General features: G+C 52.1%; 22 protein-coding genes. 10 read left to right on the plus strand and 12 right to left on the minus strand.

What is annotated here, in order from left to right; all coding sequences use genetic code 11:
- Positions 1-44 precede the first annotated feature (44 nt).
- Together ACMGDE_RS01650 and ACMGDE_RS01655 are read left to right on the plus strand one after the other, a co-directional pair.
- Positions 45-662: an RNA polymerase sigma factor gene (locus ACMGDE_RS01650; RefSeq protein ID WP_436831009.1), complete on the plus strand. Its 618-nt coding sequence runs from the start codon at positions 45-47 to the stop codon at positions 660-662.
- Positions 652-1,845, plus strand: coding sequence for a porin family protein (locus ACMGDE_RS01655; RefSeq protein ID WP_436831010.1), 1,194 nt, complete (start codon positions 652-654; stop codon positions 1,843-1,845). The genes ACMGDE_RS01650 and ACMGDE_RS01655 overlap by 11 nt, the downstream gene beginning before the upstream one ends.
- 5 nt (positions 1,846-1,850) lie before the next feature.
- On the opposite strand, the gene ACMGDE_RS01660 is transcribed toward ACMGDE_RS01655, so the two are convergent.
- Together ACMGDE_RS01660 and ispF are read right to left on the minus strand one after the other, a co-directional pair.
- Positions 1,851-4,274 (minus strand): S9 family peptidase, encoded by a 2,424-nt coding sequence (locus tag ACMGDE_RS01660; RefSeq protein ID WP_436831011.1) that lies wholly within the window; start codon positions 4,272-4,274, stop codon positions 1,851-1,853.
- 93 nt (positions 4,275-4,367) lie between these two features.
- Positions 4,368-4,847: a 2-C-methyl-D-erythritol 2,4-cyclodiphosphate synthase gene (ispF, locus tag ACMGDE_RS01665; protein WP_436831012.1), complete on the minus strand. Its 480-nt coding sequence runs from the start codon at positions 4,845-4,847 to the stop codon at positions 4,368-4,370.
- A gap of 188 nt (positions 4,848-5,035) precedes the next feature.
- Between ispF and ACMGDE_RS01670 the strand changes: the two genes are divergently transcribed.
- Entirely contained in the window at positions 5,036-6,595 is a 1,560-nt protein-coding gene (locus tag ACMGDE_RS01670) for an SUMF1/EgtB/PvdO family nonheme iron enzyme (RefSeq protein WP_436831013.1), read from the plus strand.
- A gap of 189 nt (positions 6,596-6,784) precedes the next feature.
- Here ACMGDE_RS01670 and ACMGDE_RS01675 read toward each other — a convergent pair whose 3' ends face one another.
- Positions 6,785-8,254, minus strand: coding sequence for a DUF4270 family protein (locus ACMGDE_RS01675; protein WP_436831014.1), 1,470 nt, complete (start codon positions 8,252-8,254; stop codon positions 6,785-6,787).
- 26 nt (positions 8,255-8,280) lie between these two features.
- Positions 8,281-9,111, minus strand: coding sequence for a glycogen/starch synthase (locus ACMGDE_RS01680; RefSeq protein WP_436831015.1), 831 nt, complete (start codon positions 9,109-9,111; stop codon positions 8,281-8,283).
- A gap of 294 nt (positions 9,112-9,405) precedes the next feature.
- Here ACMGDE_RS01680 and ACMGDE_RS01685 point away from each other — a divergent pair, with 294 nt between their 5' ends.
- Together ACMGDE_RS01685 and panC are read left to right on the plus strand one after the other, a co-directional pair.
- Complete coding sequence (locus tag ACMGDE_RS01685) at positions 9,406-9,612, plus strand: hypothetical protein (protein WP_436831016.1); 207 nt, start codon at positions 9,406-9,408, stop codon at positions 9,610-9,612.
- 167 nt (positions 9,613-9,779) lie between these two features.
- Positions 9,780-10,616, plus strand: a complete 837-nt coding sequence (gene panC / locus ACMGDE_RS01690) for a pantoate--beta-alanine ligase (RefSeq protein ID WP_436831017.1) — start codon at positions 9,780-9,782, stop codon at positions 10,614-10,616.
- Between the two features lie 10 nt (positions 10,617-10,626).
- Here the strand turns inward: panC and ACMGDE_RS01695 are convergent, their stop codons facing one another.
- Complete coding sequence (locus tag ACMGDE_RS01695) at positions 10,627-11,910, minus strand: TlpA family protein disulfide reductase (protein WP_436831018.1); 1,284 nt, start codon at positions 11,908-11,910, stop codon at positions 10,627-10,629.
- A gap of 1,135 nt (positions 11,911-13,045) precedes the next feature.
- Between ACMGDE_RS01695 and panD the strand changes: the two genes are divergently transcribed.
- From panD to ACMGDE_RS01720, 5 genes are all read left to right on the plus strand, one after another.
- Positions 13,046-13,393 carry an aspartate 1-decarboxylase gene (gene panD / locus ACMGDE_RS01700; RefSeq protein ID WP_436831019.1) on the plus strand — a complete coding sequence of 116 codons (348 nt, stop codon included), beginning with the start codon at positions 13,046-13,048 and terminating at the stop codon, positions 13,391-13,393.
- Positions 13,394-13,536: 143 nt separating this feature from the next.
- Complete coding sequence (locus tag ACMGDE_RS01705) at positions 13,537-13,899, plus strand: DUF8478 family putative metalloprotein (protein ID WP_436831020.1); 363 nt, start codon at positions 13,537-13,539, stop codon at positions 13,897-13,899.
- A 136-nt stretch (positions 13,900-14,035) separates the two neighbouring features.
- Positions 14,036-16,336 (plus strand): TonB-dependent receptor, encoded by a 2,301-nt coding sequence (locus ACMGDE_RS01710; RefSeq protein ID WP_436831021.1) that lies wholly within the window; start codon positions 14,036-14,038, stop codon positions 16,334-16,336.
- A 25-nt stretch (positions 16,337-16,361) separates the two neighbouring features.
- A complete protein-coding gene (locus tag ACMGDE_RS01715; protein WP_436831022.1) occupies positions 16,362-16,847 on the plus strand; it encodes a thioredoxin family protein in 486 nt (161 codons plus the stop codon).
- A gap of 42 nt (positions 16,848-16,889) precedes the next feature.
- Entirely contained in the window at positions 16,890-17,462 is a 573-nt protein-coding gene (locus ACMGDE_RS01720; RefSeq protein ID WP_436831023.1) for a CAP domain-containing protein, read from the plus strand.
- 11 nt (positions 17,463-17,473) lie between these two features.
- Here ACMGDE_RS01720 and ACMGDE_RS01725 read toward each other — a convergent pair whose 3' ends face one another.
- The 7 genes from ACMGDE_RS01725 to ACMGDE_RS01755 form a co-directional block, all read right to left on the minus strand.
- Positions 17,474-18,754: a hypothetical protein gene (locus ACMGDE_RS01725; protein ID WP_436831024.1), complete on the minus strand. Its 1,281-nt coding sequence runs from the start codon at positions 18,752-18,754 to the stop codon at positions 17,474-17,476.
- Complete coding sequence (locus ACMGDE_RS01730; RefSeq protein WP_436831025.1) at positions 18,754-19,413, minus strand: response regulator; 660 nt, start codon at positions 19,411-19,413, stop codon at positions 18,754-18,756. The genes ACMGDE_RS01725 and ACMGDE_RS01730 overlap by 1 nt, the downstream gene beginning before the upstream one ends.
- 4 nt (positions 19,414-19,417) lie before the next feature.
- Positions 19,418-21,220 (minus strand): sensor histidine kinase, encoded by a 1,803-nt coding sequence (locus tag ACMGDE_RS01735; protein ID WP_436831026.1) that lies wholly within the window; start codon positions 21,218-21,220, stop codon positions 19,418-19,420.
- Entirely contained in the window at positions 21,217-21,786 is a 570-nt protein-coding gene (mobA, locus tag ACMGDE_RS01740; RefSeq protein WP_436831027.1) for a molybdenum cofactor guanylyltransferase, read from the minus strand. Before mobA ends, ACMGDE_RS01735 begins: the two co-directional genes overlap by 4 nt.
- Before the next feature lie 2 nt (positions 21,787-21,788).
- The gene (gene moaCB, locus ACMGDE_RS01745; RefSeq protein WP_436831028.1) at positions 21,789-22,706 is read right to left on the minus strand and encodes a bifunctional molybdenum cofactor biosynthesis protein MoaC/MoaB; all 918 of its coding nucleotides are present in this window, start codon (positions 22,704-22,706) and stop codon (positions 21,789-21,791) included.
- Positions 22,707-22,709: 3 nt separating this feature from the next.
- On the minus strand, positions 22,710-23,150 hold the full coding sequence (locus ACMGDE_RS01750; RefSeq protein WP_436831029.1) for a molybdenum cofactor biosynthesis protein MoaE: 441 nt from the start codon (positions 23,148-23,150) through the stop codon (positions 22,710-22,712).
- 113 nt (positions 23,151-23,263) lie between these two features.
- Positions 23,264-24,445 carry a molybdopterin molybdotransferase MoeA gene (locus ACMGDE_RS01755; protein ID WP_436831030.1) on the minus strand — a complete coding sequence of 394 codons (1,182 nt, stop codon included), beginning with the start codon at positions 24,443-24,445 and terminating at the stop codon, positions 23,264-23,266.
- Position 24,446: the final 1 nt, after the last annotated feature.

The following is a 24,446-nucleotide window of genomic DNA, read 5'->3' on the forward strand; positions in this document are numbered from 1 at the left end:
GTCGTATTTCTTCGTAATATTAGTTGTTATATAACAAGAAACGCTTGCCGACGCTTAATGAAGAAGAAGTACAAAAGTATATTGCCGGATGCCTGAAACACGATAAGGAAAGTCAATATGCTTTGTTCAAGCATTTCTATAGCTACGCTATGGGAATATGCAGGCGCTATGCACAAACGTCGGACGAAGCATCGGACATCCTGAGCGAAAGTTTCCTGAAAGTATTCAGCCATATCGAAAAGTATGACGCCTCAAAGCCGTTTAAATCGTGGGTAGGGAAAATCGCGACCAATACCGCCATCGACTATTACCGTGCAAACCTCAAATTTGGGCAGCAGGAAGATGTGGAAGACCATGAACAGATCAGTAATGAGGCAAGTGTCTATGGCAAATTGGCTTATGATGACTTATTGCTGCTCGTGCGGTCGCTCAGCCCGGCCTACCAAGCCGTATTCAACCTGTATGCCATAGACGGTTATAACCATCATGAGATAGCAGAACTGCTGGGCATTACAGTGAATACCTCCAAATCGAACCTGCATAAGGCGCGCAAAAGGCTTCAGGAGCTGCTTAATGAACGAGGTAAAAAAACATATGACCCGGCACCAAAAACAAACCAGGCGCAAATGATGGAATCAAAGAAAATCAATAATGGAAGATAAACACCCCATCGATAACCTTTTCAGCGACGGACTCGCCGACCCGCACATCCCCTTCGAGGAGCAGGATTGGAAGGCGCTGTCCCGGAAGTTGCACGGCCGCAAGAAGCGCCCGCTGCCGCTGCTGATCTGGATCGGAAGCGGGGCAGCTGCCGCGATCATTCTTGCCGCAATCTTGCTGTTCGATAACGGTCGGATGCCCGAGGATCGGCGGGTGGTAGATGCGGTAAACGAGGGTACGCAGCGTGGGGCGCCGGACGAAGGGCGCAGCGTTTCGATAACCGGCGGTGATCAGGCAAATGAAGGTGATCCGGTGAACGAAAGTGATCCGCCGAACGAGGATCATGAACCGAATGTCGCGGTCCGCACGCCGGATCGCAACTTTACGACCCCTGACAACGCGTGGAGAACGACGGTTTTCTCTCCCGTATCCGGCGTCAAACCTACACTGGGCACGCCGCCGCCTGCCCGCTATGGAGATATTCCCCGAAGCACCATCCGGATACCTCCGGATGCCTATACCGCTGCTCGTCCAGCCGTTACGGAAGAAGGGCCGGATAGCGATACCGTTACCCCTGGGCAGCAACGCGGCTGGGCGCTGAGTGTCGTCGCGGCTCCGGACCTTTCAGGCACGCAACCCCTGAGCGGCAAGCTCAGCAGCAACATTGGCCTAGTGGCGACCTACCATCTCACGAATCGGCTGAGCGTCACCAGCGGTGCCCTGTATGCCAAAAAGGTTTACCAAGCCCCCTTCAGCGCCTACCGCACAGCAGGCGGATGGTCTGCTTACGGGGATGTACCACAGTGGGTCGATGCCGATTGCCGGGTGATCGATATTCCCTTGACGGTCAATTACACATTAAGCCAGAGCAGCAACCATGCGTGGCTGGTATCCGGCGGGGTGTCCAGCTACATCATGCTCCGCGAAACGTACGACTTCCGGTATCCTGAAAACCAACACGGTTATCCCCAACAATACCGGATCAGCAATGAAAACCGCCACATCCTGGGTATCGGCAATCTGTCGATCGGCTATCAACGTAAAGTGACCCCTTCATTCTCGCTTACGGTGCAGCCCTTTGTAAAAGTACCGCTGACCGGCATTGGCAATGGCAACCTCAAACTTTATTCCACAGGCGTATCCGTATCGGCTGATATCGACCTCGCGCGGCGCAGCAAGCGGTAATAACGTTAATCCGCCTTATTCTTCACATACTTCTCCAGCCATTGATCCATCTCCCACAGGGTGTGATAAACAGATTCTTTGGCGCGGTAGCCGTGCAATTCTTTGGGAAGGAAAACCAACCGGATGGTCCCGCCATGCCCTTTGATAGCGGCATATAGGCGCTCGCTGTTGATCGGAAATGTTCCTGAATTGTCATCGTCCATGCCGTGGATAAGCAAGATCGGGGTTTTGATTTTATCGGCGAAGCTGAACGGCGACATCTGATAGTAAACCTCGGGCGCCTGCCAATACGTGCGCGGCTCGGCTTGGAAGCCAAAGGGTGTCAGCGTACGGTTGTAGGCCCCGCTTCTGGCGAGCCCCGCAGCAAACAGGTTGGTATGCGCAAGCAGGTTGGCGGTCATGAAGGCACCGTAGGAGTGTCCGCCTACGCCCACGCGCTTGGGATCTGCAACACCGAGACCGGCCACGTAGTTAATGGCCGCTTCCGCGTTGGCCTGTAATTGGGGCACGAACGTATCGTTGGGCTCTTCGTCGCCCTCGCCCACAATGGGCATGTCGGCATTGTCAAGCACTGCATATCCGCGGGTGACCCAATAGATGGGCGAACCCCAGGAGATCCGGGTGAAACGATAAGGCGACCCCTTGATTTGGCTGGCCGCCGCCGCCGTTTTAAATTCCCGGGGATAGGCCCACATCAGCATCGGAAGCGGTCCGTCCTCTTTCTTGTACCCCTTGGGCAGATAGAGGGTGCCCGTGAGTGTCAAGCCATCGTTCCGGGGATATGAGAGCTGTTGCTTCTGTACGCCCTTGAGCGAAGGATAAGGATCTGGGAAGGCTGTAATAGGGGTCATCGACCGATTTTTGAGGTTCACGCTGTAATAATTAGGCGCTTCCTCCAGCGACTCCCGGGAGATGATCAGCGTACCGGTATTGTCAAAAAACACCGGAGATTCGTAATACGGCGCCTGCGAGCGGAACAAGGTATCCGTCTTGCCGGATAACAGATTCCACCGCATCACAAAAGGCCTATCGCCCTCGGGCGAAGCCCCCGACGAAATGGTGAAAACTGTCGGCTGCTTGCCTTTATCCAACAACAATACCGAGTGATCATAGGCGTTTGGCGTGTACACAAAGCGACCGGGGTCGGTATAGGTATCTTCCGAAGAACGGTCGGCAATGGTTTTGATCGTATCCCCGCTATTGGAATCAAACAGGGTCATCTTTTCCGCCCGGGTCTGCCGCCACCGTTCGCTCAATATCGCATAGTCCTTGTCTGCCCAGGTAATCCCCCCATACCGCAGTGTGGTGCTGATCAGCTTGGTGGGCTCGGCTGCAAAGGGGGCGTCCAGCTGGTACACCGCATCGCGCTGGTCAACTTCTTTCCGTGCAATCCCCCCATCCAATGCTTCCGCCCAATACAAGGTCGCCGGTTTATCCGGGCGCCAGTCATATCCCCGGGGTCCGGGCGTCACGTTGTCAAAACCGATGGGCACATTGTCGGCCAGCGGCGCCTCATACAATTTTTTTACTTCGGTGCCCTTGCTGTCCCAAACCAATACATGGTAAGGGAAGGAGAATACCGGCACCAAGTAGGAATAAGGGTGCTCTACACGTTGTACCAGGAGGTAACTCCCGTCCGGGGAGTAGCGCAGGGAGCGGTAAATCCCCGGCGTGCCGATGGTAGTGATGCCGCCTTGAAGGTCTACCAAACCCAGCTGAGCCGTCATGAAGTAGTCAAACAACGTTTCGTCGTATGGGTTTTCGAGCAGATTCTGGTAGGTACGTGAAGGCGCTTCCTTGCCTAAGTTTTCCTGCACGACAGGGCCTGTAGGCACTTCATTGGCTTTGGGCAGTTCACCCCTTCCTTCTGGGACAAACTTGGCCAATATCCGTTCCCCGTCGGGTGTCCAGGAAAGCGTAGAGCCGAATGCATCGTTCAACGGTTTTTCGACCAGTTTTCTGGCGCTGAATTGCTGCATATCGGCCAGCCAGAGTTCCACCGTAGTGGAAGTGCTGTTGCTGAAGGCGATCCATTTCTCATCGGGACTCAGCGTCACGTTGCCGATGCGTGCCTCGGCAGGTAACCCCGCGATCGGATTCTCCCGACCGGTTTTTACATCCTTTACCACGATGGCGGTAAATCCACTGCCCTCACCGGCATTGTTGGCCGGATTGAGCCGCAAGCCCGCCAACCCCAACACCGGCTGGGAAATATCGGCTATCGTCGGATAGTCCGGACGATCGAGCAACAGCATCTTGTCCCTACTTTTGGTAAACACGACCGAAGGCGTCGTCGGTGCATCCACCAGTTCGCGGATACTCTCGGGTGGCGCTTGGTAGGTTAGGCTGTTTTGGGCAATCGCCGTCGATAAAAACAGCAATAAAAATAGCATCAGTGCGATGCCATGCGGTGTATACGTTCTTTTCATGACTTTTTTTAGTGTTAATCGTGTCAGTTCATCAAATATGAACCATTTTTACTAAAAAAATAGCCTAGTAACTATCAAGTTACGTTTTTTGAATCAGTTTCGCTCAATCAAACACACGGCATATGCCACTACACCCTCTTGCCTACCGATAAAACCCATTGTTTCATTGGTAGTAGCCTTTATGGAGATGTCTTCTGAAGTAATACCTGCTGCCGATGCGATGTTTTGTTTCATATCCGTGATGTACGGCTTAATTTTAGGCGCCTCCAGGCATAACATCGCATCGATGTTGCCTACCGTCCAGTTACCCTCAGCCAATAACCTGACGCATTCCTCCAGCAATAGTAGGCTGCTGATGCCTTTCCACCGTTCATCCGTATTCGGAAAGTGATGACCGATATCACCCAAATTGGCCGCCCCAAGCAGGGCATCACATATGGCATGAACCAACACATCGGCATCGGAATGCCCGAAAGCACCCGAATGGTGCGGAATCTGTACACCACCCAATAAAAACGGATGCCCCTCCTTGAGCTGATGGACATCAAACCCAAACCCTACTTTTATCTTCATATCGTTTCTTACTTTATTCAATCACCGATCACCCACCACCGATCACCCATCATCGACCACCCATCACCGACCGCCGATCACCAGTCACCAACCACCATCTCAAACATAAAGTTATTTTTTTGCAGAACACATCAATAATTTACTATTTTTGATTTCTAGAAAAGAAACGTGTCTTTCTGATGTACCGAATGAAAACAACACATACCTATCTTGCCCATTTCCTCTCGCTGCTTGTCTGCGGGACGTTATTGAGTTCCTGTAAGAACCGGAGCGGTGTATCGTCCAAAACCGGAGTGGCTTATAACGATCCGCATAATGGTGGACTTCAAATCAACCGGAAAGTAAAAGAAGGACCCGGGCCGGGCTTGGTGGTCATTGAAGGCGGCACCTTCGTGATGGGCGGCAGTCTGAATGAAGACATCACCTACGCCCATGATAACCTGAAACGCCGGGTGACCGTCGCATCTTTTTACATGGATGAAACGGAGGTATCCAACGCCGATTGGCTGGAATACCTGCATTGGCTCAACCAAAATTTTCCGGAGGATAAAGAACTTTATTACAATGCCCTGCCCGATACACTGGTATGGCGTCAGCCGCTCTCTTACAATGAGCCGTATGTAGACCTGTACCTCCGGCACCCTGCGTATCAGGATTACCCGGTGGTGGGTATCACCTGGGAGCAGGCCAATGGCTATTGCGTGTGGCGTACAGACCGCGTAAATGAGCATATCCTCCGGGAGAAAGGAGCATTGGTCGATTACCGCACGCTGGCAGAATCGCAAGCGCGACCTGCCGAACCGTTCAATACCGACATCTACCTCAACGGCCAATACCGTGGTGAAGGCATCGACGGCGAAAAGATGCCAAAGGACAATAAGCCCGGTGCCGAAGACGGTGCACGCCGTCCCGTACGGATGGAAGATGGGGTACTCAAGCAACCCTACCGGCTGCCAACCGAAGCAGAATGGGAGTATGCAGCATTGGGCCTCGTCGGCAATACAGAATTCGGAAACATTGAAAGCAGCCGGGTATACCCGTGGAATGGATTGGGCGTACGCTCACCTAAGCGCCGTACACAGGGCTTAATGATGGCCAATTTCAAGCCTACAGGCGGAGACAACATGGGGGTGGCCGGCTACCTCAACGACGGCGGGGACATCACCGTATCGGTCACCAGTTACCTTCCCAACGACTACGGATTGTATAACATGGGAGGCAATGTCAACGAGTGGGTGAGCGATGTCTACCGGCAGCTATCTTACGAGGATTTTGAGGATTTCAATCCGTTCCGCGGCAACGTGTATATGGACAAGGAGTATGAAGACCCAGAAAAAGGAATCATTGCCAAAGATAAATATGGCCGCCCCATTAAGGTACCGGCCAAAGCACCAAGAAAACAGACCTGGGAAGAGCTGCAAACCGCCGCTGCGGATTCCACACAAGCAGGCTTCGACCATGACGTGCGCGGTCACGCAGACGAAACGAACGAAGAGTTGTATGGCGTCACGTCATTGATCAATGATAAAGCCAGGGTATACAAAGGCGGATCATGGAACGACCGCGCATATTGGCTCAATCCGGCTACAAGACGCTACATGCAACAGGATGCATCCGATGCGATGACCGGATTCCGCTGTGCCATGACCTTGGTTGGCTCGCCGGTAGTCAATACGAAGACGGCACCCTCCTTCCCAGCAAACCGGACCCAAGGGCAGGGCAGCAAGAAAGTATTGGGGATTTTTTAGTTAGTTTGAGACATTAGATATCAGACAGGAGACGTTAGACGTTAGACATTAGACAAACACGGCCGCATCGCCTTCTTGGCACCATGCGGCCGTGTTTGCGTTCATAGCTGACCCCACTACGCAATACAACCAACTAAAAAGAGCATCCGCTTCACGAATGCTCCCTTTTATAGGTCGAAATCCGTACGATTAGTTGGCGGACTCGGTATAATAAATATTCAGTTTCATTTTCAGATTGGGGTCTGTGCCATGCTGGATGACTGCCCGATTGCCGGTATTCAACACGGGATAATAAGGCACCGAATTGTCAGAAGCGGCCGCAGGGGCTACAAAAAACTCGCTGCTATTTATTTTGCCTAAGAGCAGATCCTGAATATAGGAGGTCAGGTGAAAAACATAGCGCTTTTTACCGCTATCCAAATGGCCGCCAAAGGCCATCCATTGCCCGTTATATCGATACCAAAGGCTACGTCCATCACCCGAAAAACCATTGCTGCTTGAACGGGAGTCGCCGTCTGGAAGTGGCTGCCGTTGTCCGGCAATGTCTTCACGGTAGAGCGTAAGGCGCGGTGCCTGGAGTTCAAAATTACCTTCAGGTGTTTCCGAATCGACGTATAGCACCAATTCGGCTTTGTTTACCGCGATGTTGCGTCCTTTCAACGAATCGATGTACGGTATCCGCAATCGGGTCCGAAGCCCGGCAGGCGCTTGCAGGTAAAAGCGGTCATAACCTCCTGTCGGGTTTTCCAGTTGGGCCTGCACCTCGGCAGTATAGGTCCGCTTGATGCTTGAGGTAATCCGTTGATAGGTCGATCCGGTGTAGCTATCGCCTATGGTGGTAGGCAAAAACGTGCGCACGGTATCAATTCCAGCGGCATCACCCTCTTCCCCGTTGGGCTGCCGATAGACAAGCTCGATGCCCGTGATACCTGACGTGCCTCGTAAAGTCACCAATCCGCCAATGCCCGTCGTTGCCGCGTCGTCGACGCTCAAGTAGAGCCCCTTCACATGGTCATTAAAGCCCGCCTCTGTGGAAAGCTGGGCCGAATCGATCGACTCGCTGAACAACTCCTTGAAGAAAGCGGCAGAAAGCGCAATGCGTAGCTGCGGAATATCCTTCACGACGGAATCCTTGCCGTCGATGTATTTGGTTAAGCTCACGCTATCGGATAGCTTATATGCAAAACGGCTGATCGTCTTGGTGCCGACGACCTCATCACCCACCGCCCATTGTTTGGAAGAATAGGTGCCGTCGGTATAAGGCTCTCCCAATTGACGCACTTGCAAGGAAAAAGCAGTATTGAGCGTATCCCCGAAATATTCTGCCCCGTAGGGAAGCACCAATATCACAGAATCCATCTCAGCGTCCGGCCGGATACGGGGTACCGAAGCAGGCTTGCCGATGGCCAATGCAAGGTCGGCTACCGTCTCGCCGATCACCGGATCAGCAAACCAACCGAAAACCGTTTGATTGAATGTGGATGACCGTGCGCTGTCATCCCGTAGCGTGATCGCCTCCAGTGTAAGGGTGTCCGTCAGCACGCCCGTAATCTGATCTTCCGGGTCTACATCCAGTCCGATTCCCGATGGATTGGTACACGCCCCCAAAACAAAAAGACCTATCAACAGTGTCAATAAGTCCTTGATATGATAATTCATTCGTAAGTAATCTGTCTTTTTCAAAATTATGCTTCCACTTCCGTCTCCAGCTCCACGCTTGAAAACTGTTCGTAAAGGTTGCAATAATTTTCGAATTCTGCGCTGTCTTCTAGCTCATATGCTGGAATATCGCCCTTTTTAACAATATTTAACAATTGTTCATCCACTGCATCACCCGTCAAGACAACGGCATCGGAATAGGACAACGCGCCCTGATACAATCCGACATAATCACCGGCGCCATAGGCCGCTACATCCTCAGTGGTCATGTTGCCCGTTCGGGCAATTTCGGAAAAGTTCTCGCCCAGGGAAAAATCGACATCTTCCTTGTACAGCGAGTAAATCACTTTCGCGTCCTTAAACGTCGGATCATTCTTGTAAGCGGTCTTTACATACGCTGGTATCAACGCGCTCATCCAGCCATGGCAATGGATCACATCAGGCGCCCACCCCAACTTCTTCACCGTCTCCAAAGCACCCTTGCAGAAAAACACCGTACGCTCGTTGTTGTCTTCAAAAAACTTGCCGCAGTCATCACAGAACACGTGCTTCCGCTGGAAGTATTCCTCATTATCCAAGAAATACACCTGCATGCGCGCCGCCGGAATGGATGCGACCTTAATGATCAACGGATTGTCGTTGTTATCCACAACGATGTTCATCCCCGAAAGCCTGATGACTTCATGTAATCGGTTTCGGCGCTCGTTGATGTTCCCGAAGCGCGGCATCAGAATGCGGATTTCGTAACCTTTTTCCTGCATGGCCTGTGGCAGCTGGCGGGTGATTTCAGAAATTTTACTTAGTTCGAGGAAAGGCGACATCTCGTGGGTAACAAACAGAATCTTCGTTTTTGCCATCTCCAATTTATTGTTTTTAATTTGTATTAGAAAAGTAAAATCGGTTTGCAAAGATAATCAATTTTTATCAATATACCAATTAGTTACACCGATGCATGACGAGATAACATAAAAAATTATCATTTTTGCCAAACAAAAAACGGATCAACCTGTTGAAAACAGCTAAGACCAAAGCATTGTTGCAAGAATCTCCCCGGCATTTATTTTTTGCGTGAAGACACCATCTGTATTGTTGAATCCGAATGTTATTTTCCATGCTTGATTTAAGCTTTGTTTTCATAAATTTGTACCACTATGGTAATAGAACGCATTGAAGACAACCAGATCAAGATTACGCTATCATCGGCAATTGATAGCTTTGGCTTGCAGCGCTTGATTGATTACATCAATTATTTGGAATCCGTTGCCAAGAACAAAGCCACCCAGGCCGATGCAGACCAATTAGCTGACGAAGTCAATGCGTCTTGGTGGAATAAGAACAAAACCCGTTTCGTCAAGTGAACCTAATCGTTGACGCGGAGACAAAAAGTTGGTGGCAGGGTTGGCAAAAAAGGGATTTTCCGAATTTCTCGACACCGAGTCGGTATACCAATTGAGGAACCAATTGAAATCCGGCTGATATACCTTTCAAATCTAGGGTTTACCATTATTGTTGCAAATTCTATTCAGTGAAAACTTTTAAAACCAAAAACACACTGCATACGCACCTGCAGCGTTACCGGCACAACGGCCTACGCATTGCTTTCGTTCCGACCATGGGAGCACTGCACCAAGGCCATATTGCACTTGTCAACCACGCCAAGAAATTGGCCGACGTGGTGGTATGCAGCATCTTTGTAAACCCCACGCAGTTCAACGACCCCAAAGACCTGGAGAAATATCCCCGCCCCATTGAGCGGGACACCGCCCTGTTGCGAGACGCCCAATGCGATGTGCTTTTCCAACCGGAGGTGGAGGAACTATATGCCCCCGGTGAACAATGGCACCTCGACCTCGGCGGACTGGATGATGTGTTAGAGGGGCTGCATCGCCCGGGGCATTTCCAAGGCGTCACCCAAGTGGTGAAGAAGCTTTTCGATGCGGTGCAACCGGACGTGGCCTGCTTCGGCCAGAAAGACTTCCAGCAATACCGGGTGGTAGCATATATGGTGGACACGTTGCAGTTGCCCGTGACGCTGGAAATGTGCCCGACCATCCGCGAGCCGGATGGACTGGCCATGAGTTCACGCAATGTGCGGCTGACGGAACAGGGACGTAGACAGGCGCTGGCACTGTATCGCACGTTGCGCCAGGCGAAAGCCGATAGGGATAGCCACACCCTGCAAGCCCTACGGAAAAACGCGATCAAAACATTAGAAAACAGCCCCGGTGTCCAGCTGGAATATTTCGCGATCTACGATGCCGACACCTTTCAGGAAGTACAGGAGGGGTCTGGCCGGAACCTGGTGGCCTTGGTAGCCGCGTGGGTGGATGGCGTGCGGCTGATTGATAATGTGTTGCTGTGAAGCATGCTCATCAATCAAGCAATTTGCTGATGACCTCTTTAAGCCGTTTGTTTCCCATGTATCCAATAGTCATTTCTATTAATCCCCCATGCTTATCATATATCAGATAAGCCGGGATGGAAGAAAAGCCGAACTCATCATATAAAGCCAACATTTGCTTACGTGAAATATAATAATGCTCGCCGCCCAATACGGCAACAAATTCATGCCATTTCTGCACGTCGGATGTTTCATCTGTGACATAGACGAATGCCACCTCTTTGTCCGCAAACTCTTCCTTCACTGGCTTTGACTCACCGAATGCTTCGATACACGGCCCACACCATGTTGCCCAAAAATCAAGCACTACGACTTTATTTTTAATATCTTCTAAAATCGATTCCATAACTGTACTGTCTTGTTCGAAAGGAAGATAAAACCTACTACTGCTTTGTTCTCTCGCAACCAAGCTCCTTTTATGCTCGTGAAATATATAATTTGGAATTTCAGGGTTTTTAAAATAATCAATGATATCAAAGATTTGGCGATCCGAAAGCGATACACCCCGGCTGATTTGATCAATGAACGCATTTGCAATCATCATATCGAAAAAAAGGTTATCCTTAGCATCAAAAATGGGTTCAAAATTGTCAATCAATCTCGCTTTGTATTGATTAATATCGACATCACTTATATGCGGCAGGCCGAGAAGCGTATCTTTTGCCATCGCATTCAGAAATTCATAGTGTGCTCCGGAAAGGAGCGATGCAGTATCTGCTAAATGTGAATCAACTATTCCAGAATAGTAGTCTAAATTTCGGGAAGGAATTTGCTGATGAGCTTCTAAAGAGTCCATCCCAGCGTTTTGATTACTTAGAATGATGTGCCGTGGGTATTCGCATAAAGGCGTCAGCATGAACATCCGGAAAGAATTAGAGAAAAACGTCTTTGCTGTTGATGAATTGAGAATAGGATTAAACGCTGATAATACGCTGTTAACCCGCGTTAGCTGCGCGTCCCGATAATCCAGGGCCGACTCATATTTTTTTGCTTTGGGGATGTGTTTATAATAACCTTTGCCAGTCAAATTATAAATGGATTCAGACTCTTCAAATATTTCCTTAAAAGGCCCTGAATACAAAAAATCGATTGCGTTCCCATTCCCACTGATTTTTATCGTAGATGTATGGTTTGGCAATACTGCAAAGGGATAGTCTTTGTCCAGCACATGAAGCCTAACCGTCGTGGGACCAAACGTATAAAATGATGCAAAATATACAGAGTCGCTTACCGCTACCATTTTCTCGGGTCTCATACCCTGTAAGGGGTTTGCAAATAAAATAGATGGAGAGATTTTGGTGAATGAATGAATAATCAAGTTAGTGTACCCACTTTGGAGATACACTTCCTGAGCTTTTACTGAAAAACAGAATACTAGCGATAAGATTGAACTCAGGCATCTTAGATAGGGAGTACTTTTGCTGTTTATAGGAGAGATTTGAAAAAGCATTGGCACGAAATTAAGCTAGTATGTTGGTATCGCATAATGGCCCTTCAATCTGTCCAGCTGTCCGATCCTAACCTTGGCAACATATTTTTCACCCCGAAATCAGAAAACGCATCAAAGAGCGCACTGTCTGTCAGTGATTCGGGTGTGTTATGAGGGCGGCTTTAACAGTTGTTTTGTGACAGAGAAACATAAAGTTATACATTAGCCTTTATCCACTATCAAAGATAGAACGATATCGATGAACATCAACCGAACACCTTAAATTTAACCAAAAATTAATGCAAACGTATAACGGTGTAGGGCTGCTGATAATGACCGAGAGCTATACCGATATGCAGAAAATCTTCGATAAAAAATAGCGAACCCCCCTTGGCTTTTTTTATTTTATTAATTGTTTTATTATCAATATTTTATATGCATTTAGAGATATATTTTGTCGCAAAAAAAGTAAAAATTTGCGACGTGAAAAGGTATATTCGAACGTGCCGTTGTCGATAATATTACTACAGAAAGTATAAAAAATTGGAATCATCGTCCAAATACATTAGCTTTGGGTTGTCAACTGATTTCCACCATTCCCTGATGATTTGCACCGGATAGCCGGCGCCCCACTCGGAGCATCCCCATACATGCTACATATCACCTTGCTACCTTCTTCGTAGTGAGTCCAAGGTGAGTCCACCTTGAGTCCATAGTGAGTCCACCTTTTTGCGGAAAAACATGGACTCACCATGGATTTACCATTGGTTCATGATGGGTTCATAGCGGAGTAGGTACGAAGCAAGTATGGAGAAGGTACTGAGCGGGTGGAGTGTACATGTAACAGGAAACTGTCTGATGGATGGTAAAAGCCAGATTACCGCGTAGGAAACGCTAAATTAACACTAATCCGACAAAAACGCAAAGCAAACCTTATTTTTATTTTCCGTATCTTTGCACCATGGTTATCGAGGTATTGAAATCCAAGATCCATCGGGTACGCGTCACACAGGCGGAATTGAACTATGTGGGAAGCATCACGATTGATGAAGATTTGATGGATGCGGCAAATATCATTGCCAACGAGAAGGTGCAGGTCGTCAACAATAACAACGGCGCACGTTTCGAAACCTATGTGATTAAAGGCGAACGCGGGTCGGGCATCGTATGTCTCAACGGCGCGGCCGCCCGCTTGGTGCAGGTGGGTGATATTGTCATCATCATTTCCTATGCGCTCATGGACTTCGAGGAGGCCAAGAAATATCAGCCCGTATTGGTATTTCCGGACGAAAATAACCGGCTGATCTAAACTTAACAATTATTTATTGCTGATTCAGCCAAACCTTTGGCTATTTTTGTGCCATTGTATCCAACATAATACAACTTTGGGCGTGAGGATCATGCCATTTGGTGTAATTTTGTGAGTAACGGTCCATTTTTTATCAGATTCCGATGTGGAATAACAGCATCCGTCCGAAAATAGCCTTATTTCAAGCGATCTTGTTCTGCTTGATTGTCGCCAGCGGCACGGTGTTCATGCATAAGCATAAAACCGCTGACGGACGGATCGTCATCCACACCCACCCCTATAACCTCAATAAAGACCCGGATGCGACGAAGCATCACCATTCGGATACGGAGATCCATTTATTGGATGTCATCTTCCATGGCAATTTCATCCAACCGCAATTTACCCATTATGTACAGCCGGTCATTACGCCTATACACGTGGCGTATCTTCCTTATCGGGCACGCGGACTGGAAACAAAAGATCTTCATTATGCATATTTAAGGGGCCCGCCCCAAAGCGTCTAACGCCTTTTCCTTCGAGTTCAGTAGAATCGCCTCCACAGGTTTGCATCCCCACGGAGGCAACACATCACACATGGTCAGATATAGTTGATTATCAGCTATATGATCATGATCCGTTAGACGCTTTTACATTCATCCAATGCGCACCAAATTGACTATACTGTATTTTTCCCTGCTGACGCTTTTTACGGCCGCCGCTTATGGCCAGACATCGTCTATCAAGGGCACTGTTACCGATAAAAGCGGGACCGCCGTCCCTTATGCGACTGTTGCGCTTCCCGCCCTGAAGATTGGCACGACTGCCGATAGCCTGGGCACCTATGCGCTGACGGGTGTCCCCGCCGGCAACTGGGAATTGGAAGTAAAATATGTCGGCTACCAACCGCATAGTACGAAGATCCGGACCAACGGCACTACGCCGACCACAAAAGATATCGTGTTGACCGATGAAAGTGCCTCCCTCGATGAAGTGGTGGTATCCGGTACGATGAAAGAAGTATCCAAGCTGGACAGCCCGGTACCGGTGGAAGTGTACTCGGCTAAGTTTTTCAAGGCTAATCCCTCCCCTTCGGTGTTCGATGCCTTGCAGAACATCAATGGCGTCAGACCTCAGCTCAACTGCAACATCTGCAATACGGGGGATATCCACATCAATGGGCTGGAAGGCCCTTATACGATGGTGCTGATCGACGGCATGCCCATCGTGAGCGGCCTGTCTACCGTGTATGGGCTCAGCGGCATCCCGCAGTCGCTGATCGACCGGGTAGAGATCGTCAAGGGTCCGGCGTCGACGCTTTACGGCAGTGAAGCCGTCGGCGGACTGATCAATATCATCACCAAAAATCCGCGGACGACACCCTTACTGGCGGTGGATGCCTTCGGTACCGGCTGGGGCGAGATCAATGCGGATGTTGCCGTCAAAGTCAACGTCAGCGACAAGGTCCAGTCCCTCCTCGGGGCCAACTACTTTAACTACCAAAACACGATTGATAATAACAACGACAATTTTACGGATCTGACCTTGCAGCATCGCATATCCGTATTCAACAAGTGGAATTTTGAGCGACCCGAAAATCGTGTTTTTTCCTTTGCGGCGCGGTATATCTATGAAGACCGCTGGGGTGGTGAGATGAATTGGGGGCCGCAGTACCGGGGTACGGACGAGGTGTACGGCGAAAGCATATACACCAGCCGATGGGAATTGTTCGGCACCTACCAACTGCCCGTCAAGGAACACATCATGGTCATGTTCAGCGCGAATGGGCACGACCAAAACAGCGTGTACGGAAGTACGCCTTTTTTGGCTGACCAGTACATTGGCTTCGGACAGGTGACGTGGAATAAACCCGCAGGCAACCATGATCTGTTGGCTGGGATGACTTATCGGTATACGTATTATGACGACAGTACGCCCGTCACCGCTCAGCAGGATAACACGGACATCAACAAGCCGACGCATACGAAGCTTCCGGGCGTATTTCTCCAGGATGAGATCAGCCTCAACGAAAATCACAAATTATTGCTGGGCGCCCGTTATGACTACAATTCCATCCATGGCAGTATCCTAACCCCGCGTGCCAATTATAAATGGAGTTCTACCAATAAGAATAACATCTTGCGGCTGAGTTTCGGAAACGGTTATCGCGTAGCCAACGTGTTCACGGAGGACCACTCGGCGCTGACCGGCGCGCGGGAGGTGGTGTTTGAGGGCGACCTCAAGCCGGAAACATCGTGGAATGGCAACCTCAATTTTGTGAAGAAAGTGCCGCTGGGCAGCGGGGGGATCATCGGTTTTGATGCTACGGTGTTTTACACCTATTTCAACAATAAAATCATCGCGGACTATGATACCGACGCTACCAGGATATCCTTTGGCAACTTGGATGGCCACGCCATCTCACAGGGGGTGTCGCTGAATGTTGACCTTGCGTTGATGAACGGACTCAAGCTGACAGCGGGTGCCACGGCCATGGATGTGTACAGCGAAGAGGCAGGCCAGAAGGTACAGCAGCTGTTTACCGAGAAATTTACCGGCGTTTGGAGCGCCAGCTATACGCTGAAGCGCCTGGGGCTTACCTTGGACTACACCGGAAACCTGTATGGCCCGATGCGCTTGCCGCTGCTCAGTGCTGCGGATCCGCGCTCGGAATTTTCGCCCTGGTGGAGCATCCAGAACATCCAGCTGAGCAAATCCTTCGGCAATGGGATCGAAGTCTACGGCGGGATAAAGAACCTGCTGAACTGGACACCGAACAAGGGGAACCCGTTTATCATCGCCCGTGCAAATGATCCGTTTGACAAGCAGGTTGAATTTGACGGAAACGGACAGGCCATGGTGACGGCCGAAAATCCTTACGGGCTTACCTTCGATCCTTCATATGTCTTTGGGCCAAACCAAGGGGCAAGGGGATTTGTTGGTATCCGGTATAGCTTTTACTAAGGTTATCTTAACGATAAGGAGGCATATGCTATCCGTCAAAAGATTGATGTTGCTCGTGTTGATGATCTCCTTGACCGGTGGTGCCAGGAGTCAGGTCGCTGCGACACCCATCGGCGACCTGACGGATAGCATACGCATCCATCCTAAACCCGCGCTGATCCTGATCACAACCGGTTGGTGCACGTATTGCCACCTGCAAAAAGCGCAATTGAAGAAAAACAAGAGCTTCCAACAAGCCGCTTCGCAATTTTACTTCACGGAAGTTGATGCCGAATCAAAAGCACCCATCGCGTTTAATGGCAGCACGTATCAATTTAACGCCACCGGGGTTTCCACCGGGCTCCATGAGCTGTCCTATGCGCTGGGCAACGTGGATGGCCGATTGGCCTTCCCGACCTGGGTGCTGATCAATGAACATTTTGAAATCCTCTTTAAATACCCGGGTGTACTCCGGCCGAAGGACGTCAATGCATTGCTCGACGCAATGAATAACAGAAAAACCTTGCATTAATTAGAAATATTGCTTTTATTGCAAGAAATTTAACAGCTACCTATGTTAAAGCGCGTGGTTCAGGCAATTATCTGCTTGTTTGTAGTGCTGTCTTCCTGTGAGCCACGGGCCGATGAGGTGCTGGAACCCCTCATGCCGACGTCGCCGGGTGCCACTGAACAACCTGATGGATACCTTCCGCAGGACACGATAGCGACCGACTCCATCGCCGTGCTGGCACTGGCCGAGATCAATGCCTGGCGGCAAAAAGGCTGTGATTGCGGCGATCAGCACATGCCGCCTACAGCCAGCAAGGTCACCTGGAATGCCCGGCTTTACGATGCTGCGCTGGCTCATGCGCGGGACATGCAAGCAAACAATTACTTCAGCCATACGAGTCCATCGGGCGAAAACGTCTACCATCGCCTGGTCACCGCAGCGTATATATCCGATGCTTCGGAGGTGCTTTCTTATGGCGAAAATATTGCTTTCGGCAAGTTTGACCTGAAGACCGTCATCCAAAAATGGTTGGCAAGTCCGAGCCACTGTGTCAACATCATGCGCGATTCGTACCGCGAAATGGCCATCGCCCACGAGGGTAACTATTGGGTGCAGGTGTTCGGTGGACGCCGATAGGCGCTGGGGCGTTATTGATGAGATTGCGTATAATATGCTTTGCTGAGCTCTACCAGCAACGCCGGAATAACCTCCTTCGTTACACCTTTGGCATATTCGGTATACTGCAGCGTATTGGGGTTGAATTCCCGCGCAAAGTACAAGTCAAATACTGGCGTTTGACTATTGCTAAGCGATTGGTTTTTCTGGATGACGATGCTGGTAAACCAACGCGTATCATTGCCGGTAATGACACTGAATGTCAGTCCGTGCGTGCAAATATCCTGCTGGTCCAGTTCACTCACCAAGAACTGCTTGAGCTTGAGGGCGTCTTCGTCCAGCACCGGGATGTGCCAGTTGAGTTCAAGGCTTGAGTGGCGCATGTTGATGCCCATGCCGCCCATCATCTTATTCCACAGCAAGCGATCATGCTCCCGGATGGGTTTCACCACGAACGACTTCCAGGGGGTCAGGTAGAAATACGGGATGTGCTGGTCGATGCACAGCTGGCATGCCTGCTCGAGGAAGGGGATGCTGAACCGGTTGTTTCTCCAATATAAACCAAGCCACCATTCGTCATGCTCCAGCGGTTCGAGCCCCTCATAATAGGGGAAATACGGCGATGGCAGCACCAGCGGATCCCGTGTCACCACCGTATCCAGCTTGATTTGCTCTGCAAGTCCTACTACCAGATCGGGTATAGTTGCTTTGGGGTCGCGCAGCAGCCGCTGATCCAAAAAATCACAGAGTCTGGCGATATCCCGACTGTTGACCAGGGTGGGCCACTTCTCGAGGCGGTCACCCGTATGGTCGTTCCGAAGATAAAGGTACCAGTAATGCGGCCGTGCAGACGCCACGAAGTTCAAATCGCCTGTAAACAGCGGAATCAGTGCTTGTTTCGGATCGGTGATGTTGATCTTGAGCCTCGGCGGCACCCGAAACGAATCCAATACCGAGCGGTACGTGGCGAGGTCCAGCCAGGGGGTCGTTTCCGTGATACCGATGGTAACGGCACTGCTGGCGATGTTTTGGAACAGCTCACGATGCCCCTGCCGGAAATCGATATGCTGGCCCTCCAATTGCTTGGCCACCAGATCCAGTCCGCCGAATGACACCGGAAACAGGATATCCTGCCTCGACCCGAATAGGACAAATTCATTCCCCAGCGATGCCGATGCCTGTAAGATCACCCGCAGGTCCCAGGGGGATACCATACCCCCCTTTACGAACACCCGCACCAAGTTGTCCTTGTCGATACGGGTGATCATCGATATCCGTTGCGGCATTATCCGATCATTCGCAAAGGCGTCCATTATACGATGTTTTCCTTCATGGCTTTATTGATCATGTCCACGGCATTGTTGACGGCCAGTTTCTTCATGATATTGAACCGGTGGGTCTCCACGGTCCGTACACTTTTGCCGAGCAACTCGGCGATATCCTTATTGTGCTTACCATTGACCACCATGGTCAGGATCTGTTTCTCACGCTTAGACAGGCCATAGGCATCTTTCTTCTCCGCTTTGCTGATGATGGACGGACTCGCAGCATTGAGCAACTGATTCGCCAGTACATTGGATACGGCACCGCTGTAGTAGCGGCTACCGTGGTGGATCTGTTTGATGGCCTTGATAAACTCGCTCTTGTCGGTATCTTTGAGCAAATAGCCCCATGCGCCGGCAGAAAGCGATTGCAAAACATACTCTTCGGTATCATGCATGGAGAGGATAACCACCTTGGTTGGCAGCTGGCTTTCCGCTAGGGTGGCGCACGCGTCCAACCCATTCATCTCGGGCATCCGGATGTCCATGATGGCCAGATCGGGCTGGCGTTCCCTGACCAATTCAACGGCCTGCAAGCCGTTATTCGCCTCGCCCACCACCGTAATCTCGCCATCGGCTTCCAGCATGGCTTTGAGGCCATCCCGCACCAGCACATGGTCATCCACTAATACAACGCTAATTCTTTCCATGTTATCAACCTATCGGGTTCTGCGTCAAAGGTACAAAAAGCCGCACAATGGTTCCTTTGCCTTTCGTTGATTGGATGTCTAAGTCGCCATTGATATACGCTGCGCGTTCGTGCATATTGAGAAAGCCGTGCCCGATGTCCGCATTGAGGGTATGCGTATCGCGCTTCTCGAACCCAACGCCAAAGTCCTGCACCGTCACGGCCAATTGGGCTTCATCGTGTTTCAACACCACGTCGATCTGCGCCGACGCCGCGTATTTTACGGCATTGTTCAGCGCCTCCTGCACAATGCGGAACACGTTGTTCTCCACCTTGGAAGCCATCCGTTCGTTGAAGCCCGTTTCATTGGCAAAGGTGATCCTCGCCCCGCTTATGCGATCGATTTCCTGCACCAATGTTTTCAGTCCGGCAGCCAGTCCGTAGTCGCTGAGTACCGGCGGATTGAGGTTGAATGTCACCCGCCGGACCTCTTGGATCACCTCCTTCACCACCTGATCGATTTCGGCAAGCTTCTGTTCCGCTTCTTGCGGCCGGGCGATGTTGATGGCGGCCAGCTGGAATTTGAGCGAGGTCAGCAGCTGCCCGATGCCGTCATGGATGTTCATCGCGATGCGCTTGCGCTCTTCCTCTTGCCCTTCGAGCACCAATACCGACCGAAACTTCTGCTCGTTGATCTTCCGTTCGATCTCGGCCCGGTCTTTCCGGTAAATCCCCTGCTCGGCTTGTCTTTTCATGGTCAGGTCTGCCATCATGATGTCCAAGTGGGCGACCTGCCCGTCTTCCGCGTAGATGGGGATGATGTGGGTATCCACGTATCGGTTTGTTCCTTCACCGTCTTTGATCACCAATTCGCGAGACCAGTTTTTCCCGTCGGATACGGTTTCGATCAGCTCGTCCATGAAATCCTCCCCGGCCTCCCCCTCGATGCCCACCCAAGCCGCGATGGTGCTGCCCTGCATGCCCAGCACAGTCGGCCCCAACACCTTTCCCAATACGGGCAATACGTCGGTCACGCTGCCGCCACGGTCAGCCCGGGCGACCAGTTTTGGCGTGGAAACGGGGATCGAAATGGCCGATATTCGCTTGTAGGAGGCTTCGAGTGAACCGTACAGGGCGCCGATCTCCTTGCTCATCTGTTGGGCATCTCGCTCCGATTTGATCAGCCGGACCAGTGTTTCGCTGATGCGCCGGGTGGTGGGAATGAAGATCAGCGCGATTTCCAGTGCGATAATGGTCAGCGCGATGGCCAGCAACCAATATTCAATGCGTCTCAGGCGGGTCACCTTGCCTGCGGCCTGGGTTTCGAAGCGCTGCACGGTGCGCTCCATGGCGGCGAGGAATGGGCCCTCATGCTGCAAGATTTCCGTCACGGATGGTTCCAACACCGCATAATCGACCGTCAGCTGCCGCTCCAGCTCGGCGCAAAGCATTCCGCTGGCCTGCATGATGGTCGTGAAATGGGGCGCGCTCTCGGTCAATACACCGCCCGCCCGCGAGAGTGCTTCCTGCGCCGACTGCCATTCGGCGCGCGCGCTGTGCAGTTGATCCAAGACCTCCCCCCGGCCAGCGCGGTCCCTGCGTACTTGCAGTTCAAGTGCCAGTTTGGCGATCTGCTGGCCCAGCATGCGCTGCCTGCCGGCCATGTTGATGAGACGGGCGTCATCTTCCTGCTGATGCAGGTGATGCTGCACGAGCAGCTGACCTGCCACCATGCTCATCGCAATCGCGCTCAGGGCCAATAGGTAATATAGCCGCAGCCTGCCAAACGGACTCCGCTGCTGCGGAAGAGGTGTATCGTGCTCGGTCATGGGCTGTTATAATTGTTGAAACAATGCTCGAATCCCACGGGGCAGGGCAAGGTCGCCGCGCCGACGAATTCCAATACGTGCATCATGCTATTACGGACCAATCCAGCGGCCATCACACGATCGGCGACAGCTGCCAGCGCAGGCGCGGCATATACGCCGCACAACGGCTGGGGCACCCCATCGTGTACAAACACGAGGGCCGTGCTGGGCTCCTGGGTGAACCGATCCATCAACCGCTGCAATACCGATGTCTCCATATCGACCAGGTCACAGGCCAGCACCAGCACGTTGGCTGTCGGGAACCGCCGATGGACGCTCAGCAACCCGCGCAGTGGTCCGCCTATCGGCAGCTCCCCATCGTCTTCCACACAGGCCGCTGCCGTAAAAATCGCGCCGTAGGCGGTCCGTTGCTGCGCATTGACCGACAGCACCCCCCGGGGCACCACTGCCTGCAGCACCTCATATGCTCGCCCAGCCCAGTGCTGCCCATCGTGGAGCAGCAGGCCTTTGTCCGTCCCCATCCGCGAGCTCCTCCCGCCACAAAGCACTGCGCCGATCGTTTCCATTGTTATACATGATCATGCCGCATGCCACCCGCCACCCTGAAAATGTGGATGATGTACGGAAAGAGTGCATCCATGGTCTCCGCGGCACCACGTGTAGATCCGGGTAACGTGAGCACCAGCGTATGGCCCATGAAACCGGCCACTCCCCGCGAGAGCATCGCATAAGGCGTCCGCTGCTGCCCGTAGGCACGGGCAGCCTCCATGATGCCCGGTATCTCCCGGTCCAGCAGGGGAGCGATCGCTTCGGGCGTGACATCCCGCGGCGAGAGCCCTGTACCGCCGGTGAATATCACCAGCTGGTAACCGGCATCGCTCAGCTCCCGGGCCGTGCCTTGGATGGCCTCCAGCTCGTCGGGAATGACGGCATAGTGCGCCACTTCCAGTCCGTATTGCCCCAGTTTCTGCACCACCGTTTTGCCGGCAGCATCCTGTTTCTTTCCGGCAGACACGCTGTCCGAGCAAACCACCACGGCGCAGCGCAGTCCATCCGTAGCCTGATCGGCATAGGCGGATTTACCGCCCGATTTGGCGTCCAGCCGGATCTGGGTGATCTCCACCGCCGGATCGATCGGCTTCAGCATGTCATACATGGTGAGCGCCGTGATGGCCGCGCCATGCATGGCTTCCACTTCCACGCCGGTCTTGTAAATGGTGCGCACCGTTACGCGGATGACGATGGTCATAGCCATCACCTCATAAGTGATCGTCGCAAACTCGATGGGCAGGGGATGGCAATCCGGGATCACGTCGCTCGTCTTCTTGATGGCCAGCAGTCCCGCCGCGCGGGAATATTCCAGTACATCGCCCTTGGGGACGGTCCGGTTGTTTACCGCCTCCATGGTCTCCGGTTTCGACACGCTAACCGTCGCCACCGCCACCGCACTGCGCAAGCTGCTGATCTTATGGGTAATGTCTACCATACCTTACGTATTTACCTTCCATTGATAGGTGTCATCCACCAATACCTCCCTGCCCCAGATGGGCAGCTCACGCTTGATGCGCTCCACCAATTCATCGCATGCATCAAGCGCCGCGCGGCGGTGTACCGCCGAAGTGAAGACAAACAAACATTGCTGCCCCACATCCACCCGCCCCAGGCTGTGATACACATGCATGCAAGTGAGCGGAAAGCGGCCAAAGAGGTCCTCGCGGATGCGGTGCATCTGCTGACAGGCCATGTCTTCATAGGCCGTGTATTCGATGGCAGCCACCGTTTTATCCCCGATGGCATCCGCCCGTACTTGGCCCAGGAAGATGCTGTGTGCGCCGATATCGACCTTGCTGCTGTGTGCAGCGATGCGCTCGGCGATGAAGGCCGGAGAGATCGGTCCGGCTACAAAAATATTCTTGATCGCGTGTGTCATTCGTACTTGTTTGTTTTCAGTGGCCTCATGGAACCTGCATGTCTATTTTTTTTGCTCATGCAGGTTTCATTCGTATTTGTTTGTTTTCAGCGGCCTCATGGAACGTGCGTATGTCACGGCAACGGATGTACCTCCACCAGCTCACCCTTATTGACCACCTCCATCTCTTCGGGCAACCGGACCAAGCAATTCGATACCGCGAATGAGCGAAGCCGGTACGACTCCTGCGCGGAGAGAATCTGTACCGCCCCCTCCTCGTAATGGCCCTTGAGAAAGTACGTCAGTCCCTGTTTTTTCACTACGTCACCGCCAAGAGGCAGGCGAACGGGCGCGGGCATCAGTTGCCGATTGGTCAGTTCCGCTAAGGCAGGCACCACATACTCGTAAAAACACACCAGCACGGAGGCCGGATTTCCGGGCAGGCCGAAGACCGGCATACGGTCTTTCATGCCAAAAAACAGCGGCTTGCCCGGCTTCTGGCGCACCTTATAAAACTGCTCCTCCACGCCGCACCGCTGCAGTGCATGCTTCACATAGTCGTGGTCGCCCACGCTGATGCCTCCCGCAACCAGCACCAGGTCCGCTTCACGTAATGCCGCTGCAAGTCGCCCGCTAATCAGCTCCAAATCATCTTCCACCTGTGTGACCACGATATCGGCCATGTGAAATTGATGCAATGCCGCGCACAGCGTAAGGGAATTAGACTCGTATACCTGTCCGTGTTGCAACGGCGTACCGGGCGCCTGCAACTCGTCGCCCGTGACCACGATGGCTATCCTCGGCTTGGGGACTACGGCGACCTCCGTTATCCCGATGCCCGCTAAGAAACCGATGGCTGCGGGGGTCAGCACTGTCCCGTTGCGCATCGCCAGCTGTCCGTTCTTGATATCAGACCCCTGCGGCCTCATGTTGGTTCCCGGTGTTAGCCGATCGTCTTCAATGACCAGCATGCCATCCTGTTCCCGGGCGTACTCCTGCATCACCACCGTATCCGCACGATCCGGCAACGGTGCCCCAGTGAAGATCCGCATGGCCTCCCCAGCGGCCAACGTATGGGCGGTCCGGCTCCCTGCAGCCACCTCGCCCACCACACGCAATGGGCCATGCGCGGCACGATCCGCAAAATGGAAGGCATAGCCATCCATTGCCGATTGGCGGAACGGCGGGAAATCTCCTTTGGCATGACAATCTTCGGCGAGCGCACATCCAAGCGCCTGCACCAGTGTCATCTTTCGGGCTTCCAGGGGGGTGACCCGCTGTCGTATAATCGCTTTTGCCTCGTCTACCCCGATCATG

Source organism: Parapedobacter brassicae (assembly GCF_051400755.1).
Lineage (GTDB): Bacteria > Bacteroidota > Bacteroidia > Sphingobacteriales > Sphingobacteriaceae > Parapedobacter.

What these genes read in the sequence shown, in the direction of transcription:
- ACMGDE_RS01715 (WP_436831022.1), top strand. Translation starts at nt 16,362, where the DNA reads ATGCTATCCGTCAAAAGATTGATGTTGCTCGTGTTGATGATCTCCTTG.
- ACMGDE_RS01750 (WP_436831029.1), bottom strand. Translation starts at nt 23,150, where the DNA reads ATGACACACGCGATCAAGAATATTTTTGTAGCCGGACCGATCTCTCCG.
- ispF (WP_436831012.1), bottom strand. Translation starts at nt 4,847, where the DNA reads ATGAAGATAAAAGTAGGGTTTGGGTTTGATGTCCATCAGCTCAAGGAG.
- ACMGDE_RS01660 (WP_436831011.1), bottom strand. Translation starts at nt 4,274, where the DNA reads ATGAAAAGAACGTATACACCGCATGGCATCGCACTGATGCTATTTTTA.
- ACMGDE_RS01680 (WP_436831015.1), bottom strand. Translation starts at nt 9,111, where the DNA reads ATGGCAAAAACGAAGATTCTGTTTGTTACCCACGAGATGTCGCCTTTC.
- moaCB (WP_436831028.1), bottom strand. Translation starts at nt 22,706, where the DNA reads ATGGTAGACATTACCCATAAGATCAGCAGCTTGCGCAGTGCGGTGGCG.
- panD (WP_436831019.1), top strand. Translation starts at nt 13,046, where the DNA reads ATGGTTATCGAGGTATTGAAATCCAAGATCCATCGGGTACGCGTCACA.
- ACMGDE_RS01675 (WP_436831014.1), bottom strand. Translation starts at nt 8,254, where the DNA reads ATGAATTATCATATCAAGGACTTATTGACACTGTTGATAGGTCTTTTT.
- ACMGDE_RS01670 (WP_436831013.1), top strand. Translation starts at nt 5,036, where the DNA reads ATGAAAACAACACATACCTATCTTGCCCATTTCCTCTCGCTGCTTGTC.
- ACMGDE_RS01720 (WP_436831023.1), top strand. Translation starts at nt 16,890, where the DNA reads ATGTTAAAGCGCGTGGTTCAGGCAATTATCTGCTTGTTTGTAGTGCTG.
- ACMGDE_RS01755 (WP_436831030.1), bottom strand. Translation starts at nt 24,445, where the DNA reads ATGATCGGGGTAGACGAGGCAAAAGCGATTATACGACAGCGGGTCACC.
- ACMGDE_RS01710 (WP_436831021.1), top strand. Translation starts at nt 14,036, where the DNA reads ATGCGCACCAAATTGACTATACTGTATTTTTCCCTGCTGACGCTTTTT.
- ACMGDE_RS01730 (WP_436831025.1), bottom strand. Translation starts at nt 19,413, where the DNA reads ATGGAAAGAATTAGCGTTGTATTAGTGGATGACCATGTGCTGGTGCGG.
- ACMGDE_RS01705 (WP_436831020.1), top strand. Translation starts at nt 13,537, where the DNA reads ATGTGGAATAACAGCATCCGTCCGAAAATAGCCTTATTTCAAGCGATC.
- ACMGDE_RS01735 (WP_436831026.1), bottom strand. Translation starts at nt 21,220, where the DNA reads ATGACCGAGCACGATACACCTCTTCCGCAGCAGCGGAGTCCGTTTGGC.
- mobA (WP_436831027.1), bottom strand. Translation starts at nt 21,786, where the DNA reads ATGGAAACGATCGGCGCAGTGCTTTGTGGCGGGAGGAGCTCGCGGATG.
- ACMGDE_RS01655 (WP_436831010.1), top strand. Translation starts at nt 652, where the DNA reads ATGGAAGATAAACACCCCATCGATAACCTTTTCAGCGACGGACTCGCC.
- ACMGDE_RS01695 (WP_436831018.1), bottom strand. Translation starts at nt 11,910, where the DNA reads ATGAGACCCGAGAAAATGGTAGCGGTAAGCGACTCTGTATATTTTGCA.
- ACMGDE_RS01725 (WP_436831024.1), bottom strand. Translation starts at nt 18,754, where the DNA reads ATGGACGCCTTTGCGAATGATCGGATAATGCCGCAACGGATATCGATG.
- ACMGDE_RS01685 (WP_436831016.1), top strand. Translation starts at nt 9,406, where the DNA reads ATGGTAATAGAACGCATTGAAGACAACCAGATCAAGATTACGCTATCA.